At 71.9% G+C, this 16,896-nt stretch carries 15 protein-coding genes; 10 read left to right on the top strand and 5 right to left on the bottom strand.

Annotation, left to right across the window (positions count from 1 at the left end; translation table 11 throughout):
* Window positions 1-3: 3 nt before the first annotated feature.
* Window positions 4-1,179, bottom strand: coding sequence for an N-acetylglucosamine-6-phosphate deacetylase (gene nagA, locus F0L46_RS01030; RefSeq protein ID WP_149815164.1), 1,176 nt, complete (start codon window positions 1,177-1,179; stop codon window positions 4-6).
* 89 nt (window positions 1,180-1,268) lie between these two features.
* Between nagA and murA the strand changes: the two genes are divergently transcribed.
* From murA to F0L46_RS01010, 4 genes are all read left to right on the top strand, one after another.
* Window positions 1,269-2,528, top strand: coding sequence for a UDP-N-acetylglucosamine 1-carboxyvinyltransferase (gene murA / locus F0L46_RS01025; protein ID WP_149815163.1), 1,260 nt, complete (start codon window positions 1,269-1,271; stop codon window positions 2,526-2,528).
* Window positions 2,529-2,533: 5 nt separating this feature from the next.
* Window positions 2,534-3,406, top strand: a complete 873-nt coding sequence (locus tag F0L46_RS01020; RefSeq protein ID WP_149815194.1) for a glucosamine kinase nucleotide-binding domain-containing protein — start codon at window positions 2,534-2,536, stop codon at window positions 3,404-3,406.
* A gap of 267 nt (window positions 3,407-3,673) precedes the next feature.
* Window positions 3,674-4,570 (top strand): N-acetylmuramic acid 6-phosphate etherase, encoded by an 897-nt coding sequence (locus tag F0L46_RS01015; protein ID WP_149815162.1) that lies wholly within the window; start codon window positions 3,674-3,676, stop codon window positions 4,568-4,570.
* A gap of 8 nt (window positions 4,571-4,578) precedes the next feature.
* Window positions 4,579-5,580: an SIS domain-containing protein gene (locus F0L46_RS01010; RefSeq protein WP_149815193.1), complete on the top strand. Its 1,002-nt coding sequence runs from the start codon at window positions 4,579-4,581 to the stop codon at window positions 5,578-5,580.
* A 3-nt stretch (window positions 5,581-5,583) separates the two neighbouring features.
* On the opposite strand, the gene F0L46_RS01005 is transcribed toward F0L46_RS01010, so the two are convergent.
* The 3 genes from F0L46_RS01005 to F0L46_RS00995 all read right to left on the bottom strand — a co-directional run bounded on the left by F0L46_RS01005 (window position 5,584) and on the right by F0L46_RS00995 (window position 9,185).
* The gene (locus F0L46_RS01005) at window positions 5,584-6,399 is read right to left on the bottom strand and encodes an ABC transporter permease (protein ID WP_149815161.1); all 816 of its coding nucleotides are present in this window, start codon (window positions 6,397-6,399) and stop codon (window positions 5,584-5,586) included.
* Window positions 6,400-6,629: 230 nt separating this feature from the next.
* Window positions 6,630-7,580 carry an ABC transporter permease gene (locus F0L46_RS01000; protein WP_149815160.1) on the bottom strand — a complete coding sequence of 317 codons (951 nt, stop codon included), beginning with the start codon at window positions 7,578-7,580 and terminating at the stop codon, window positions 6,630-6,632.
* 84 nt (window positions 7,581-7,664) lie between these two features.
* The gene (locus F0L46_RS00995; protein WP_149815159.1) at window positions 7,665-9,185 is read right to left on the bottom strand and encodes an ABC transporter substrate-binding protein; all 1,521 of its coding nucleotides are present in this window, start codon (window positions 9,183-9,185) and stop codon (window positions 7,665-7,667) included.
* A gap of 271 nt (window positions 9,186-9,456) precedes the next feature.
* On the opposite strand from F0L46_RS00995, the gene F0L46_RS00990 reads away from it, so the two are divergent.
* The 3 genes from F0L46_RS00990 to F0L46_RS00980 all read left to right on the top strand — a co-directional run bounded on the left by F0L46_RS00990 (window position 9,457) and on the right by F0L46_RS00980 (window position 12,435).
* Window positions 9,457-10,422, top strand: coding sequence for an ABC transporter ATP-binding protein (locus tag F0L46_RS00990; RefSeq protein WP_149815158.1), 966 nt, complete (start codon window positions 9,457-9,459; stop codon window positions 10,420-10,422).
* Window positions 10,419-11,426, top strand: a complete 1,008-nt coding sequence (locus F0L46_RS00985; protein ID WP_240539798.1) for an ABC transporter ATP-binding protein — start codon at window positions 10,419-10,421, stop codon at window positions 11,424-11,426. Before F0L46_RS00990 ends, F0L46_RS00985 begins: the two co-directional genes overlap by 4 nt.
* A gap of 97 nt (window positions 11,427-11,523) precedes the next feature.
* A complete protein-coding gene (locus F0L46_RS00980; protein WP_210247582.1) occupies window positions 11,524-12,435 on the top strand; it encodes an NAD-dependent epimerase/dehydratase family protein in 912 nt (303 codons plus the stop codon).
* 48 nt (window positions 12,436-12,483) lie between these two features.
* Here the strand turns inward: F0L46_RS00980 and F0L46_RS00975 are convergent, their stop codons facing one another.
* The gene (locus F0L46_RS00975; RefSeq protein WP_188311805.1) at window positions 12,484-13,467 is read right to left on the bottom strand and encodes a sensor histidine kinase; all 984 of its coding nucleotides are present in this window, start codon (window positions 13,465-13,467) and stop codon (window positions 12,484-12,486) included.
* A 304-nt stretch (window positions 13,468-13,771) separates the two neighbouring features.
* Here F0L46_RS00975 and hisD point away from each other — a divergent pair, with 304 nt between their 5' ends.
* Genes hisD through F0L46_RS00960 form a run of 3 tightly spaced genes read left to right on the top strand, consistent with a single transcriptional unit; the run spans window position 13,772 to window position 16,895 of the window.
* Window positions 13,772-15,079 (top strand): histidinol dehydrogenase, encoded by a 1,308-nt coding sequence (hisD, locus tag F0L46_RS00970; RefSeq protein ID WP_149815154.1) that lies wholly within the window; start codon window positions 13,772-13,774, stop codon window positions 15,077-15,079.
* Complete coding sequence (locus tag F0L46_RS00965; protein WP_149815153.1) at window positions 15,076-15,840, top strand: SDR family NAD(P)-dependent oxidoreductase; 765 nt, start codon at window positions 15,076-15,078, stop codon at window positions 15,838-15,840. Before hisD ends, F0L46_RS00965 begins: the two co-directional genes overlap by 4 nt.
* Window positions 15,837-16,895, top strand: coding sequence for a LacI family DNA-binding transcriptional regulator (locus tag F0L46_RS00960; RefSeq protein WP_149815152.1), 1,059 nt, complete (start codon window positions 15,837-15,839; stop codon window positions 16,893-16,895). The genes F0L46_RS00965 and F0L46_RS00960 overlap by 4 nt, the downstream gene beginning before the upstream one ends.
* Window position 16,896: the final 1 nt, after the last annotated feature.

Below are 16,896 nucleotides of genomic sequence, written 5' to 3'. Positions count from 1 at the left end.
CGCTCAATCCTCCATCGTCTCCGCCCGGTATCGCCCGGCCACCCACGTGGCCCGGACCTGGAAGCTGGAATCGAACGCCACGAGGTCGGCGACGAAGGCGGGCCGGATCCGGCCCCGCTCGTCGTCGAGCCCCAGGAACGACGCCGGGCTGCGCGACGCCATGGCGAGCGCCGCCTCGAGGGGGATCCCGGCCATCGCGACGGCGCGCTGCACGGACGCGATCATCGTGACGTGCGCCCCCGCCAGGGTCCCGTCCTCGACCGTGAGCCGGTCGCCGACGAGGCGCACCTGGCGGCCCATGAGGGTGAAATCCGGGCTCGCGGCGCCGACCGACGACATGGCGTCGCTCACGAGCCCCAGCCGCTCCGGGCCGATCTGCCGGAAGGCGATGCGCAGGTTCACGGGGTCGACGTGATGCCCGTCGGCGATGATGCCGACATGGAGCCGGGCATCGTCGAAGGCGGCGCCCACGACCCCGGGCTCGCGGGGGGTGATCTGCGACATGGCGTTGAACAGGTGCGTCACCCCGGACAGGCCCCTGTCGGCGGCGCGCCGGACCTCCGCCGCCGTGGCGGCGCTGTGGCCGACGGACACCCGGATCCCCGCTCTCGCCAGAGCCTCGATCGCGCCCTCGGGCGCGCGCTCCGGGGCGAGCGTCACCACCGAGCGGCCGAACCGCCCGAAGGACGCCAGGAGCTCCAGGTCGGCCGGCCCCATCGCCCGAATGGCGGCGGGCGGGTGGACGCCCTTGCGCTCGGGGTTGATGAACGGGCCTTCGAGATGCACGCCCAGAACGCCCGGCGGGCGCTCCCCCAGTGCCCCGGCGAGGCGCTCCATGATGGTGGGCGCGTCGGTGATCAGGGTCGGCAGGAGGCCCGTGGTGCCGAAGCGGCGGTGGGCGTCGGCGATGGCCGCCATGCCGGCCGCGTCGGGGGCATCGTTGAGGAGGACGCCGCCGCCGCCATTGACCTGCCAGTCGATGAAGCCGGGCGCCAGCGTGCAGCCGTCCAGGCGGCGGACCGGCGCCGTCCCGGCGGCGATCTCGCCCACGCCGGCGAGGCCCGCGATGCGCCCGTCCTCGATGATCAGGGCCTGGCCTTCGACGAAGCGCTCACCGTCGAAGACCCGGTCCGCGAGAATCACCTCACGGGGGGACGATGCGGCAACCCGCTGAGCCATTAACAAAAAATCCTCAAATCAACGGTATCGTCTTGACAGTACCAGAGCACGACCATTTAGTCACCAGGGCGCTTGAGGCGGGAAACGCGATGGATCAGCTCGTCGTCAGGGGCGGCAGGCGGCTCGAAGGGTCCGTGAGCATCGCCGGCGCCAAGAACGCCGCCCTGCCCCAGATCGCCGCTGCACTCCTCAGCGACCGCCCCGTGACCCTGTCGAACCTCCCGCGGGTCTCGGACGTGGCGAGCATGCTCGACCTCGTGGCAGGCTACGGCGTGCACGTCGAGGCGATCGGCGCCCACCAGGCGCGGCTCGATCCGGGATCGGCGCAGAACGGCGCCGCCCATTACGAGCTGGTGCGCCGGATGCGGGCGAGCGTCCTCGTGCTCGGCCCGCTTCTGGCCCGCTTCGGCGAGGCCCGCGTGTCCCTCCCCGGCGGCTGCGCCATCGGGGCGCGTCCCATCGATCTGCACGTGAAGGCCCTCGCGGCACTCGGTGCCCAGGTCGACATGGAAGGCGGCTACGTCGTGGCCTCGGCGCGGGGCGGGCTGAGGGGCGCCCGCATCGTCCTCCAGAACCCGAGCGTGGGCGCGACCGAGACCGCCCTCATGGCGGCGACCCGGGCGCGGGGCGAGACCGAGATCCTGAACGCCGCCCGCGAGCCCGAGGTGGCGGACCTCTGCGCCCTCCTCCTCGCCATGGGGGCCCGGATCGAGGGCGCGGGCACGCACCGCATTCTCGTCCAGGGCGACCAGCCCTGGCGGGCGGCGTCCCACGAGATCATCCCCGACCGGGTGGAAGCCGGCACCTACGGCATCGCGGCGGCGATCACGGGCGGGCGGCTGGAGCTCGAGGGCGCGCGCCTGGAGCACATGGCCTCCGTGTGCCAGGTCCTGGAGAGCGTCGGGGCGCGCATCTGGCCCGGCGACCGGGGCCTCATGGTCGAGCGGGCCGGCGCCCTCAAGGCCGCCGACATCACGACGGAGCCCTATCCGGGCTTCCCCACGGACCTCCAGGCCCAGTTCATGGCCCTCATGGCCATCGCGGAGGGCGCCTCGATGATCCGCGAAACGGTGTTCGAGAACCGTTTCATGCACGTGCCCGAGCTCGCGCGGCTCGGCGTGGACGTGACCCTGCAGGGCACCACCGCCTTCGTGCGCGGCGGGCGCCGGCTCAAGGGCGCGCCCGTGATGGCGACCGACCTGCGCGCCTCCGTGTGCCTGCTGCTCGCCGGCCTCGCGGCCGAGGGCGAGACGGTGGTGGGCCGCGTCTACCACCTCGACCGCGGGTACGAGGCCCTGGACCGCAAGCTCGTGCGGTGCGGCGCGGATATCGAGCGCGTCGGAGCGTGACCGCGATGGAGAGGGGACGGCTGTTTCTCGGGGTCGACGGCGGGGGCACGGGCTGCCGCGCGCGGATCGAGGACGAAGCCGGCACGGTGCTCGGCATCGGCCTTGCAGGCCCCGCCGCCACGCGCTTCGGCATCGAGCGCTCATGGGACGCGATCCGCACCGCCTTCGAGGGCGCCATCAGGGAGGCGGGGCTCGGGCGCGACGAGATCGCCGCGCTGTCCGCCGGCATCGGCGTGGCGGGGCTCGGGCGCAAAGGCGCCCTGGAGGCGTTCCAGGCCATTCCCCACCCCTTCGCGCGGATCAGCATCGCCACCGACGGCCTCGTGGCCTGCCTCGGCGCGCATGGGGGCGCGGACGGGGCGATCGTCATCGTCGGGACGGGGTCCTGCGGCATCGGCCGGGTCGGCGGGCGCGACATGAAGGTCGGCGGCTACGGCTTCCCGATCTCGGACGAGGGCAGCGGCGCCGACCTGGGGCTGAGAACCCTACGCCTGGCGCTGCGGGCCTCCGACGGGCGGCATGAATCGACCCCGCTTCTGCGCGAGGTGATGAGCCGCTTCGATGACGATCCCACCGAGGTGGTGGCCTGGATGGACAAGGCGACGGCCACGGACTACGCGACCCTCGCGCCCCTCGTCTTCCGTCACGCCGACCAGGGCGATCCGGCCGGCCGCCGCGTCGTCCAGGTGGCGGCGGCGCATGTGGACGGGCTGGTGCGCGCGCTCGCAGAGCGCGGCGCGGCGCGGGTGACCCTCATCGGCGGCCTCTCCAGCGCGATCGAGGCCTGGCTGTCCCCCGACGTGCGGCGCCGCCTGTCGCCGGCCCTCGGCGACGCGGTCACGGGCGCGATCATCCTGGCGGGACGGGCGCCCCTTTGAGGGTTTCGGCCCCGGAGCGACTTGCGCCGCTGTCAAGAGGTACTAAAGTGGTTTCTCTCACCTGAGAGGCTGGCGCGAACGAACCGTGCCTCCCTCGTCCTCATGCTGAGGTGCCCACCGCAGGTGGGTCTCGAAGCACGCACCACGTCTCCGCCGCGGTCCGGAGATCCATGGAGCGCCCTTCGAGGCCCACTTCGTGGGCACCTCAGGACGAGGGTCACACCAGGGATGAATGGCCCCTTCCGAGTCAGCCTTCGAGGACCCGCGATGCCTACCGAAGACGTCAGCCCACGGCACGTCCATCTCGACGAATGGCCGATCCTCGATGCGGTCGAGAGCATGTGGGAGGGGCAGATGTCGGCGGTGGCGGCGGTGCGCCCTGCCCTCCCCGCGGTCGCGGGCGCCGTGGCGGCCGCAGCGGCGGTCCTGGGCGACACGGGGCGCCTCGTCTATGCGGGGGCCGGCACCTCGGGACGGGTCGCGGTTCAGGACGGGGCGGAGCTGCCGCCCACCTTCGGCTGGCCTCTCGAGCGGCTGGTCTTCGCCATGGCGGGCGGGATGGACGCGCTCGTGGCGAGCGCCGAAGGGGCGGAGGACGACGAGGACGACGCCGCCCGGCAGATCGAGGCGGCGGCCCTCGGCCCCGCGGACGTGCTGATCGCGATCGCGGCAAGCGGCACCACGCCGTTCACGGTCGCCGCCGCCCGTGCGGCCTCTGCGCGCGGCGCCGTCACCATCGGCATCGCGAACAATGCCGGCGCGCCCCTTCTGGCGAGCTGCCGTCATCCCATCCTGATCGAGACCGGCAGCGAGGTGATCGCGGGCTCCACCCGTATGAAGGCCGGCACCGCCCAGAAGGTGGTGCTCAACCTGATCTCCACGGGCATCATGACCGCGCTCGGCCGCATCCATGCGGGCCTGATGGTCAACATGCACCTCGCGAACGCGAAGCTCAGGCTGCGGGCCGAGCGCATGGTGGCCCACATCGCGGGCTGCGACGCCGAGCAGGCGGCGGCCGCTCTCGCGCGGGCCGGGGGCGACATCAAGCGGGCCGTTCTCATCGCGCTCGGCGCGGACGAGCCCACGGCGCGGGCGGCGCTCGACCGCAGCCGGGGCAACCTGCGCCGGGCCCTCGTCGAGGTGCCCGGGAGCGCCCGTTCGTGACCACGGCGATGCTCCGCGAGGTGAGGGAGATCCCCGCCGCACTCACGGCCGCGCTGGCAGGCCGCGCGGGGCGCTTCGCCGAGCTCGCGGAGCGCTACCGGGCGGCCCCGCCGCGGCTCCTGGTCTTCTGCGGCCGGGGCAGCTCGGGCCATGCCGGGATGCTCCTGCGCTATCTCGCCGAGACCAGGCTCGGCATCCCGGTGAGCGCCTCGGCGCCCTCCGTGGTCACGAGCTTCGACCGGGTGGCGCGGCTCGACGGGGCCTGGTTCGTGGTGATCTCGCAGTCGGGCGGCAGCCCCGACCTTGTGGCGGCGACCCGGGCCGCCCGCGCCGGCGGGGCGCTCACCATCGCGATTCTCAACGACACGGCCTCTCCCGTGGCCGGCGAGGCCGAGATCGTCCTGCCGATGGGCGCGGGGGCCGAGGTCTCGGTCGCGGCGACGAAGAGCGTGGCGACGTCGATGGCGATCTCGGCCGGCCTCGTCGCGGCGATCGCGCGGGACGAGGCCCTGGACGCGAGCCTCGACCGGCTGCCGGAGCGGGCGCGGGCGGCGCTGGCCCTCGACTGGCCGGCCCTTGTCGACGATCTCCAGGGGGCGCGCTGCGCCTTCGTCACGGCCCGGGGCTTCGGGCTCGGCTCCGCCCGGGAGCTCGCCCTCAAGATGGCCGAGACCCTGCGCCTGCCCGCGCTCGCCTACAGCGCCGCCGAGCTCCTGCACGGCCCCCGGGCCGCGATCGCCCGGGACACGCCCGTCCTGGCGCTCCGGGTCGAGGACGCCACGGCCCCGGCGGTCGACACCCTGGTCGAGGCCCTGCGGTCCGCCGGCGTCCCCGTCCATCTGTGCGGCGGGGCCGCGGGCTCGCTTTCCTGGATCGGCGACGACCATCCCGTCACTGATGCGATCGCGATGCTCGTGCCCGCCTACCGGGCCATCGAGGCCGGGGCGCGCCGCCTCGGCTTCGATCCGGACCGCCCGCCTTATCTGAGCAAGGTGACCCGCACCCTTTGAGCCTCAACGCTCCCCGCGCAGCCGCGGGTCGAGGGTGTCGCGCATCACGTCGCCGAGCAGGTTGAGGCCGAAGGCGAGGACGAGGATCGCGACGCCGGAGAACACGGCGCTCCACGGCGACAGCAGGAGGAAGCCGCGCCCCTCCGAAAGCATCATCCCGAGCGAGGGCGCGGGCGGCTGCGTGCCGAGCCCGAGGAACGACAGCGACGCCTCCACCAGGATCGCCGTGGACAGGAGCAGGCTCGTCTGGACGAGCACCACGCTCGCGAGGTTCGGGAGGATATGATGAAAGATGATGCGCCCGTCCGAGGCCCCCGCGGAGCGCGCCGCGAGCACGAAGTCGCTGCCTCCCAGCACCAGGGCCGGGCCGCGCAGCACCCGGGCGAAGATCGGCGTGTAGACGAGGGCGATGGCGATGGCCGTGGTCGTGGCGCCGGGCCCGAGCGCCGCGATGATGCCGATGGCGAGGAGCATCACGGGAAAGGCGAAGAGCACGTCCATGAGGCGCATGACGATGCGGTCCACCCAGCCGCCGTAATAAGCTGCCGCGAGCCCCAGCGATCCGCCCACCAGCAGCGCGCCCAAGACCGCCGAGACCGAGACGCCGAGCGACGCGCGCAGGCCATAGATGATGCGGGAGAGGACGTCGCGGCCGAACTGGTCGGTCCCGAGCCAGAACGCGGCGCTCGGCGCCTTCAGCCGCTGCAGGATGTTCTGTCCGAAGGGATCGTGCGGCGCGACCACGGGCGCGAGCGCCGCGACGGCGACGAGGATCGCCACGAGAGCGGCTGCGAAGACGAGGAGCGGCGGGATGCGCATGGTCGCTTCACCTCACGATCTGCATCGGATTGAAAGGGCTCCCCTCTCCCTCATGCTGAGGAGCCCGCCGAGGGCGGGCGTCTCGAAGCACGCAACACGCTGTCCACGCCGTCCTGTGATCCCTGGAGCGCCCTTCGAGGCCCCGCCTTGCGGGGCACCTCAGGACGAGGGCGGAGGATAGGGCGTGGGTCGGGTGGACCTCGCCTAGCGACGGCACACGGCCGGACGCTTTAGGAGCCGACACGGGGATCGATGAAGGCATAGAGAAGGTCGACGACGAAGTTCACGAGCACGAAGACGAAGGTGACGACGAGGATCGTGGCCTGGAGCAGGGGATAGTTGCGCTCCGCGATGGCGCCGAGCAGCAGCCGTCCGAGCCCCGGGACGGCGAAGACCTGCTCGACCACAATCGCGCCGCCCAGAAGATAGCCGGTCAGGATGCCGACATTGGTCACGAAGGGGATGAGGGCGTTGCGAAGCGCATGCTTGAACAGGATGAGGCGCTCCGGCACGCCCTTGGCGCGCGCCGTGCGCACGTAGTCCTGCTGGAGCGCGTCGAGCATGGCGGAGCGCACCACCCGGGCGAGGCTCGCGAGGATCGGCAGGGCGAGGGCGACGGCGGGGAGCACGAGGCGCGAGAGGTTGCCCAGCGGGTCCTCGAAGAACGGCACGTAGCCGAGCATCTGCAGCTCGGGCGCGAAGGCGGAGAGCGTCAGGATCATCATGATCCCGAGCCAGAAGGACGGGATCGTGAGCCCGACCACGGAGCCCATCTGCATCGCGCTGTCCCACACGCCCCCGCGCAGGCGCGCCATGAGGACACCGAGCGGCACGGCGAGACCTGCGCCGAGGACGAGCGAGAGCGTGGCGAGCTGGAGGGTGGGCCAGATGTGCTGCCCGATCTCGGCTGCCACGGGGCGCCCGGTCCAGAGTGAGTTGCCGAGATCGCCCCGGAGCACACCGGAGATCCAGTGGACGTACTGGACGGGCATGGGCTGGTCGAGGCCGATGCGCGCCCGCAGCTCCGCGATGCGGTCGGGGGTCACCTCGGTGTTGGCGCCGAGCATGATGGCCACCGCGTCGCCCGGCACGAGCCGGATGAGCAGGAAGGTGATCACCGAGACGCCGAACAGGACGATGACGAGGTCCATCAAGCGGACCCGCAGCAGCTTCAACGGCATCGAACCCTGCCCCCCTGCCCTTCGCTCCCCAGCGTCCAGAGGCCCGTCCCGTGCGTCACCCCGCGTGGGACGAGCCGATCCCTGTCAGCGCCCGGCGGCCGTCGTGCGGGCGAGGCTGCCCAGCGAGCGGTTCGGCATGATCTCGAACTCCTTGACCCCGTTGCGGACCGCGGAGAACAGCTGACCATAGGCCAGGAAGGCGGCGGGGCCGTCGCAGGCGAGGATCGTCTGCACCCGGTCGTAGGCCGCCTTGCGGGCCTCGGGCTGCGTGCTCACCCGGCCCTCGTCGAGGAGCTTGTCTACCTCCGGGTTGGCGTACTTGAACACGTTCGTGGAGCCGCCCGAGCGGAAGGTGCGGTAGAGATAATCGTCCGGATCGACGGCGCCCGCGTTCGTGGAGGCGAAGACGTCGAAGTTGCTGTTGCGCCAGTCCTGGATGAACTGGCCGAGCTCGGGGATCTTGAGCTCGAGATCGATGCCCACCGATTTGAGCTGCTGCTGCACGACCTGCGCCATGTCCTTGATATCCTGCCGGGGCAGGACGAGCATCGTGGCCTTGATCGGCGCGGGGACCCCGGCCTCGGCGATGAGCGCCTTCGCCTTGGCGGGATCGGTCTTGTAGCAGGGGAAGCGGTCGACGTTCACGGCCCAGGCGGTCAGGGCCGGGGAGATCGGCCCGCCGGGGACGCCCGACCCGAACAGGGCCGCGTCGATGATCTCCTTGCGGTTCAGGGCGAAGCTCACCGCCTGCCGGACCTTCGCGTTGTCGAAGGGCGGCTTCGACGTGTTGAAGCCGATGAGCGAATAGGCGAGCTCCAGGGTCTGCGCGAGCTGGACGTTCGGGCGCCCTTTGAGCTGGAGCGCGGTCGCCGCATCGATGTTGGGCAGGATCGCGTACTGGCCGCTCGCCACGCCCACCTGCCGGGTCGCGGACTCGGGCACGATGTTGAAGCGCACGCTCTCGACCTTCGGCTCGCCCTTGGTCCAGTAGCCCTCGTGGCGGGTGAGGTCGATGAAGCCGTTGGGCTGCCATTCCTTGAACTTGAAGGGCCCCGTGCCGACGGGCTGGCGCTGGAGCCCGTCCTTGTCGGCGAGGAAGCCCCGGGGCACCACCGCGATCGAGGACAGGCCGGCCAGCAGCGGCGCCGAGGGCTCCTTGAGGGTGAGCGTCACCGTGGCGTCGTCGGCGGCCGTGATGGCGTCGACCGCGGCGAGGCGGCTTGCCAGCGGCGAGGCGATGTCCTTGGAGCGGACGCGCTCGAGGCTCGCCACCACGTCGGCCGCCTGCATCGGGGCGCCGTTGTGGAAGGTCACGCCGGAGCGGAGCTTGAATGTGTAGGTCTTGCCGTCGGGCGAGACGGCCCAGGACTCGGCGAGACCGGGCACCACGCGCAGGTCCTTGTCCACCGAGGTGAGGGACTCGTAGATCGTGCCGTTCACGATCTGGAACGAGGCGAACGCGGTGATGATGTGGGGATCGAGGCCCGCCGGGGACGCGTCGACGGCGACCTGCAAGGCCTGCGCGAGGGCCGGGCGCGCCCCTGCCCCGCCCAGGAGCGCCACCGCTCCGGCCATCAGAATCGTCCTGAGCTTCGAAACCCTCATCTCGTCCTCCTCGCGGCTGCGGCTGCGCGCGCCTTGGCCGGGCTCAACCCTGACGGCGCGTCATCAAGCCCATTATAGGACCACCTTAAAGCATATTGCTCCGCTCGCAACAGGCTCCCGCATGGGAAAGCCCCCTCTGCGGCCGCCGGCTGTGGACGGCGGCGAGGGACGCCGGCACGCCCGCCCTGGGGACCAGGTGGTAGAGACCAGTTGCGCTCCTCGTACATCGCACGATAGCATCCACCTTCCCCGATCCTGAGGAGAAAGTCGCGTGCCGGTGACGAACAGCGCTCTCCTGAGCGTCGAGGCTCTCACGCTCGAGGTCAACGGGCACCGGCTGACGGACGAGGTCTCCTTCGAGATCCGGGCCGGGGAGATGCTCGCCCTCGTGGGCGAGTCCGGGTGCGGGAAGAGCGTGACGGCCCTGTCCATCCTGCGCATCCACCCCGATCCGCCGATCAGCCTCTCGGGCGGGCGGATCGTGTTCGACGGGCGGGATCTGGCCGCGCTGAGCGCCGACGAGATGCGGGCGGTGCGCGGCGACGACATCGCCATGATCTTTCAGGAGCCGATGACGTCGCTCAACCCCGTGCTCACGGTCGGCGACCAGATCGCCGAGGCGCTGATCCTCCACCGGGGCATGTCGCGCCGCGCCGCCCTGGCGCGGGCGGGCGAGCTCATCGAGCTCGTCGGCCTCCCGAACGGGCGCCGCCAGGTCGACCGCTACCCGCACCAGCTCTCCGGCGGGCAGCGCCAGCGCATCATGATCGCCATGGCGCTCGCCTGCGAGCCGAAGCTCCTGATCGCCGACGAACCCACCACCGCCCTCGACGTGACCGTCCAGGCCCAGATCCTCGCCCTCATCGACACGCTTCGCCGCGACGCCGGGATGGCGTGCCTCCTCATCACCCACGATCTCGGCGTCGTGGCCGAGGTCTGCGACCGGGCGGCCGTGATGTATGCGGGCAAGATCGTCGAGACCGGCCCCGTCGACGTCCTGCTCGGCGCCCCGCGCCACCGCTACACCCGGGCCCTCGTGGACACGATCCCGGCCATGAACCCGCCCGGCCAGCGCCTACCCTCGATCGCGGGCACTGTTCCGCCGCCGGGGAGCCGGGCGCCGGGCTGCCCGTTCGTGGATCGCTGCGACGCCCCGACCTCGCAATGCCGTACCCTCATGCCGCCGCCGGAGGAGCAGTCCGGCCACATCGTCCGCTGCTGGAATCCCGCACAGTGACCGCGCTCCTCGACGTCCAGGATCTCGTCAAGGACTACCGCGACGCCGCGGGCGCCCCCTTACGGGCGGTCGACGGGGTGAGCTTCACCCTTGCGCCGGGCGAGGTTCTGGGGATCGTGGGCGAGTCCGGATGCGGCAAGTCCACCTTGGGCCGTATGCTGATGCGCCTCGTGGAGCCCACGAGCGGGCGCATCCTCGTGGACGGGAGCGACCTCACCAAGTTGGGTGGCCGGGCGCTCAAGCGGGAGCGGCGCCAGCTGCAGATGGTGTTCCAGGACCCCTACGGCTCCCTCAACCCGCGCCACAAGGTCGGGACGATCATCGGCGAGCCCCTGGTCATCCACGGGATCCCCAACCGCCGCGAGCGCGTGGCCGAGCTTCTCGACCTCGTCGGGCTCCCCCGCGAGGCGGTCGACCGCTACCCGCACGAGTTCTCCGGCGGCCAGCGCCAACGCATCGCCATCGCCCGCGCGCTCGCCCTCGAGCCGAAGGTGATCATCGCGGACGAGCCCGTCTCCGCCCTCGACGTCTCGATCCAGTCGCAGATCATCAACCTCATCACTGACCTGCGGGCGCGGCTCGGCCTGTCGATGATCTTCATCAGCCACGACCTGTCCGTGATCCGCCACGTCAGCGACCGGATCGGGGTCATGTATCTGGGCCGCATGGTGGAGATCGCGCCGACGGCCGCCCTGTTCGCCGCGCCGCGCCATCCCTATACGGGCGCGCTCCTTTCCGCGATCCCGCGCCCGCCCTCGCGGGACGGGACGCCGCAGCGGACCCGGCGAATCTTCCTCAAGGGCGAGCTGCCCGACCCCACGAACCCGCCGCCCGGCTGCGTCTTCCACACGCGCTGCCCCGTGGCCGTCGAGCGCTGCCGCGAGATCGTGCCCCGGCTCGACCCGATCGGCGCCGATGGGCAGCGCGCGGCCTGCCTGCGGGCCGACGAGATGCCCGGCATCCTCGACGCGCCGACGCGGCCCGAGACGGCGGTCGCGACCTGAGCCGGCCGGAGGCGCCGGCAACAGGCGCGCGAAGCGTCTCGACAGGCTGCCTGGATCGAACCAGGATGGCACCCGACCCGGCAAGCAGGCCTCTCCCGTGCCCCAGACCTCCGATCCCGTCCCCTCCCCCATCCGCTCCGTTCTCGTCACGGGCGGCTCGGGCAATCTCGGCGGCAAGCTCGTCCGCCACCTGATCGCGGCGCCGTGGTGCCAGGCGATCGTCAGCCTCGACGTGCCGGGGCAGGAGGCGCCGGAGGCGGGCCATCCCAAGGTGACGGCCGTCGCGGTCGATCTCGCCGACCCCGCGGATACGCGCTGGCGCGAGGCGCTTGCGGGCGTGGACGCGGTGGTTCACCTCGCGGCGCAGAACCCCTACCCGGACGCGCCCTGGCCGGACGCCGCGGCCTCCATGGACATGACCCTCAACCTGCTCGCCGCCGCGCAGGCCACAGGGCTTCGCCGCTTCGTGTTCGCGTCGTCGAACCACGTCATGGGGCAGTACAAGGACGAGCCGCTTGCCGGCACGATCGGCCCGGGCAGGCTCACGCCCGAGCTCGCGCCGGGGCCCGGCACCCGGTGGTTCGACGGGCAGCGCATGGTCCAGGGCGTGGCCTACGGCGTCTCGAAGCTCGTGGGCGAGCGGGCCTGCGTCGCGGCGGCCGCGGCCACGGGCGGGCGGCTCACGGCGGTCGCGGTGCGCATCGGCTGGTGCCAGCCCGGCGAGAACCGCCCTGAGACCCTCAACGCGGCGGGCCTGCCCGGCGCGCCCCCACGGACGGACCCGGACGCGGAGCGGGACCTGCGCTGGTTTCGGGGCATGTGGCTGTCGAACCGCGACTACGCGCACCTCATGGAGCGGGCGCTGGTCGCGGCGCCGGACGGCTGGCCCGCGCCGGGCATCGTGGTGAACGGGATGTCGGCGAATGGCGGCATGGCCTGGAGCCTGGAGGCCACGCGCCGCCATCTCGGCTACGCGCCGCAGGACGACATCGCCCGCGAGCCCGCCTGAGCGGGGCTCAGGCTCCGCCGCGGACGCCCCGGCAGCCGGCCTCGTGCGTCAGGCGGCGAGCACGGCGAGGGGCAGCCGGATGTCGAAGGAGGTTCCGCGCGCGTTGGACGATTGCGAGAGGACGCCGCCGAGCTGGCGCACGAACATCGACACGTAGCGCGTCCCGAAGCCCGTGCCCTTGGTCGAGGCCGCGGACGCCATGCCGATGCCGTCGTCGGACACCGTCAGGCGGACCTCGTCGGCGCTCCGACGCAGGGCGACCCGGATCGAGCCGCGGCCGTCCGGGAAGGCGTGCTTGATGGCGTTCGTCGTCAGCTCGTTGATCAGGAGCCCCACGGGCACCGAGCAATCCTTGTGGATGCTCAGGGGATCGGCTTCCACCGCGATGTCGATGGACGAGTTGCGTCCGAGCAGGCTCGCCGTGAGGTTGACCGCGATCTCGGCCAGGTAGGTGTCCCCGCGCACCGCCTCGCCCCGCTCAGAGCGGGCGATCAGGTCGTAGAGTTGGGCGACCGCCGCGATTCGTCCCTGGATGGCCTGCAGCACCTCGGTGTCGCCCGTGCCCGCCCGCCGGACCTCGTGGGCCACGAAGCTCATGATCACCTGGAGGCTGTTCTTGACCCGGTGATAGATCTCCTGCGTCGCCTGCTCCCGGTCGCGCTCGCGCTGCACCCGGTCCGTGATGTCCTCGAACGCGAGGAGGAGCCGCATGGTGTGGTTGCCGGGACGGAAGACCTTACGGGCGTTGAGGCACATGACCCGGTGCCCGATGACGGGAAACTCGGTCTCGACCTCGAAGTCCTCGACCACCGAGTTCGTCGGGATCACGTCATGAAGGAGCTCACGCAGGCGGGCGATGTTCCATTGCCCGTCGCCCAGGTCGTAGATCAGCCGGCCGATCGTGTCGTCCTTGTGAACCTGGAAGACCCGCCGGAACGCGCGGTTGGCGAAGACCACCCGGAGGTCGGGGTCCAGGATCAGGACGGGGTTCCTGATCGTCTCGACGATGTCGAGGGGGCTAAGTCCATCCATGACGCCTCTCACGTCGTGGGCGACCGCGTCCGGGACATCAGGGCATCGAGCGGGGCTCACCGGTGCAGGTTTAGCGGGCCTCCTGCCGGAACGATAACCCTTTTCCACCTGATAGTGGTTGTACGCACGCCTCTTTGGATGGCCTATGGTCCCACGGCCTCCGGAGGGCTCCGCCCGCGCTCGCGCCGGGACGGGACGGACGGTTGACGACGGGCCGTTCCGCGCCCTATGCATACCTATGCAAATCCTGGCTCCGGCCGCGTGGGTCGGGCCGTCCGGACGGGCGAACCTTGGAGGGATACGCGTGGCCACATATCTCAAGCGCGGCCGGGACGCCGGCGCCATCGCGGACGACGACGCCAAGGTTCGCGCCGTCGTCGAGGCGGCCCTCGCCGACATCGCGGCGCGCGGCGACGACGCGGTGCGCGAGATGTCGGCCCGATTCGACGGCTGGGACCGGAGCGACTTCCGCCTCACCGACGCGGAGATCCGCGCCTGCCTCGCGGAACTGCCGGCGCGCGCCCTCGACGACATCCGCTTCGCCCAGGAGCAGGTGCGGGTCTTCGCCGAGCATCAGCGCGCCTCGCTCAAGGACATCGAGGTCGAGACGCTGCCCGGCATCGTGCTGGGCCACAAGAACATCCCCGTGAACTCGGTGGGCTGCTACGTGCCCGGCGGCAAGTACCCGCTCCTCGCCTCCGCCCACATGTCGGTGATCACGGCGAAGGTGGCGGGCGTGCCCCGGGTCGCCACCTGCGCGCCCCCGTTCAAGGGCCGCCCGGCGCCCGCGATCGTCGCGGCGCAGCACCTGGCGGGCGCCGACGAGATCTTCTGCCTCGGCGGCATCCAGGCGGTCGGCGCCATGGCTCTCGGTACCCAGTCCGTCCCGCCTGTCGACATGCTGGTGGGCCCGGGCAACGCCTTCGTGGCCGAGGCCAAGCGCCAGCTCTACGGGCGCGTCGGCATCGACCTTTTCGCAGGTCCCACCGAAACCCTCGTGATCGCGGACGAGAGCGTGGACGCAGAGATGTGCGCCACCGACCTCCTGGGTCAGGCCGAGCACGGGCCGAACTCGCCTGCGATCCTGCTCACCACCTCCGAGCGGCTCGCCCGCGAGACCATGGCGGAGGTGGAGCGCCTGCTCGGCATCCTGCCCACCGCCGAGGTGGCGCGCCGGGCCTGGGAGGATTTCGGCGCCGTGATCGTCTGCGAGTCCGACGAGGAGATGGTGCGCGAGGCCGACGTCATCGCCTCCGAGCACGTGCAGGTGATGACCCGCGATCCGGACTACTTCCTCGCCAACATGACGAATTACGGCGCCCTGTTCCTCGGCCCGCGCACCAACGTGGCCTATGGCGACAAGGTGATCGGCACGAACCACACCCTGCCCACCAACAAGGCGGCGCGCTACACGGGCGGCCTGTGGGTGGGCAAGTTCCTAAAGACGGTCACCTACCAGCGGGTCCTCACCGACGAGGCCTCGGCCATGATCGGCGCCTATTGCTCGCGGCTGTGCATGCTGGAGGGCTTCGCCGGCCATGCCGAGCAGGCGAATGTCCGGGTGCGCCGCTATGGGGGCCGCAACGTGCCCTATGCCGGCGCCGCCGAATGAGCCTCCCCCAGCCCCCCTCCTTCCGCCTCGACGGCAAGCGCGCGCTCGTCACGGGCGCCGGGCGCGGCATCGGGCTTGCCGCCGCGGCGGCCTTGGCGGCGGCCGGCGCGCACGTGACGCTCGCGGCCCGCAGCCGCGACGAGATCGAGGCGGGCGCGCACGCGATCCGGGAGGCGGGCGGGGAGGCCTGCGCCCTGGCCCTCGACATGACGGATCTCGCGGCGGTCGCCCGCGCACTGGGCGAGGCCGAGCCCTTCGAGATCTTCCTCAACAACGCGGGCATGAACCGGCCGAAGCCCTTCCTCGACGTGCCCGTGGAGGATTTCGACGCCATCATGGGGCTCAACGTGCGGGCCGCCTATTTCGCGGCGCAGGCCGTCGCGCGCCGGCTCGTCGCGGCGGGGCGGCCCGGCTCGATCATCAACGTGTCCTCGCAGATGGGGCATGTCGGCGGGGCGGGGCGCACGGTCTATTGCACCTCGAAATTCGCGATCGAGGGCCTGACCAAGGCGATGGCGATCGAGCTCGGGGCCCACGGCATCCGGGTCAACACGCTCTGCCCCACCTTCATCGAGACGCCGATGACGGGCCCGTTCCTCGCGAACCCGGCCTTCCGGGAATCGGTGCTCGCCAAGATCAAGCTCGGGCGCCTGGGCCGGGTGGAGGATCTCACGGGCGCCGTGGTGTTCCTCGCGAGCGACGCCTCGGCGCTGATGACCGGCTCGGCCCTGATGGTCGACGGCGGCTGGACCGCCGAATGAGGAGGCTCCCGTCACGCCCGATCACGGCCACGGACGTGGCGCGCGCCGCCGGGGTCTCGCAATCGGCCGTCTCGCGCACCTTCACCCCCGGCGCGAGCGTCGCGCCCGCGACCCGGGCGAAGGTGCTGGAGGCCGTGAAGCTCCTGGGCTACCGGCCGAACGCCCTCGCCCGCTCGCTCATCACCGGGCGCTCCCGGATCGTGGCCGTCGTGATGGCCTATCTCGACAACCAGTTCTATCCGGACGTGCTCGAGGAGCTCTCGGGGCGGCTCCAGGAGCGCGATCACCAGGTCCTGCTCTTCACGGCCAAGAACGGCTCGGCCTCCGACCCGCTCCTCGACCAGGTGATGCGCTACCAGGTCGACGCGGTGGTGCTCGCCTCCACGACCCTCTCCTCCGCCCTGGCGCGGGAATGCCGGGCGGCGGGCGTGCCGGTGGTGCTCTTCAACCGCACCACGGACGACCCGGACGTCTCCAGCGTGACGGGCGACAATCTCGGCGGGGCCGAGCGCATCGCCGCCTTCCTGGCCGCGGGCGGCCACAGGGCCTTGGCCTTCATGGCTGGCAGCGAGACCTCGTCCACCAACCGCGACCGCGAGCGCGGCTTCCTGCGCGGGATCGCGCGGGCGGGTCTTCCCAAGCCGACGCGGGTGGTCGGCCATTACACGCTCGCGGGCGCGGCGGAGGCCACACGGGCGCTGCTCTCCGGGCCCGCGCGCCCCGACGCGATCTTCTGCGCCAACGACCACATGGCGATCGCCTGCATCGACGTAGCGCGGCATGCGTTCGGCCTGCGCGTGCCCGAGGACCTCTCGGTCGTCGGCTTCGACGACGTCGGCGCCGCCGCCTGGCGGGGCTACGACCTCACCACCTTCAGCCAGCCCCTGCAGCCCATGGTGGAGGCGACCGTCGGCACGCTCATGGACCTCCTGGAGAACCCCGAGGAGCCACCCCGCGCCGCCGTGATCAAGGGCGAGCTCGTGGTCCGCGGCTCGGCCCGCCTGCCCGCGGGGGGCTTCACGACGCACGAGGGACGCCGCGTCTGGCGGCCCTGAT

It is taken from the genome of Salinarimonas soli (assembly GCF_008386575.1).
Classification (GTDB): Bacteria; Pseudomonadota; Alphaproteobacteria; order Rhizobiales; family Beijerinckiaceae; genus Salinarimonas_A; species Salinarimonas_A soli.
Note: the sequence above shows the minus strand (reverse complement) of the source record. Positions and strands in the feature narration are given on the sequence as shown.

Coding starts and splice junctions, on each gene's coding strand:
- nagA (WP_149815164.1), bottom strand. CDS start 1,179: ATGGCTCAGCGGGTTGCCGCATCGTCCCCCCGTGAGGTGATTCTCGCG.
- murA (WP_149815163.1), top strand. CDS start 1,269: ATGGATCAGCTCGTCGTCAGGGGCGGCAGGCGGCTCGAAGGGTCCGTG.
- F0L46_RS01020 (WP_149815194.1), top strand. CDS start 2,534: ATGGAGAGGGGACGGCTGTTTCTCGGGGTCGACGGCGGGGGCACGGGC.
- F0L46_RS01015 (WP_149815162.1), top strand. CDS start 3,674: ATGCCTACCGAAGACGTCAGCCCACGGCACGTCCATCTCGACGAATGG.
- F0L46_RS01010 (WP_149815193.1), top strand. CDS start 4,579: ATGCTCCGCGAGGTGAGGGAGATCCCCGCCGCACTCACGGCCGCGCTG.
- F0L46_RS01005 (WP_149815161.1), bottom strand. CDS start 6,399: ATGCGCATCCCGCCGCTCCTCGTCTTCGCAGCCGCTCTCGTGGCGATC.
- F0L46_RS01000 (WP_149815160.1), bottom strand. CDS start 7,580: ATGCCGTTGAAGCTGCTGCGGGTCCGCTTGATGGACCTCGTCATCGTC.
- F0L46_RS00995 (WP_149815159.1), bottom strand. CDS start 9,185: ATGAGGGTTTCGAAGCTCAGGACGATTCTGATGGCCGGAGCGGTGGCG.
- F0L46_RS00975 (WP_188311805.1), bottom strand. CDS start 13,467: ATGGATGGACTTAGCCCCCTCGACATCGTCGAGACGATCAGGAACCCC.
- F0L46_RS00965 (WP_149815153.1), top strand. CDS start 15,076: ATGAGCCTCCCCCAGCCCCCCTCCTTCCGCCTCGACGGCAAGCGCGCG.
- F0L46_RS00960 (WP_149815152.1), top strand. CDS start 15,837: ATGAGGAGGCTCCCGTCACGCCCGATCACGGCCACGGACGTGGCGCGC.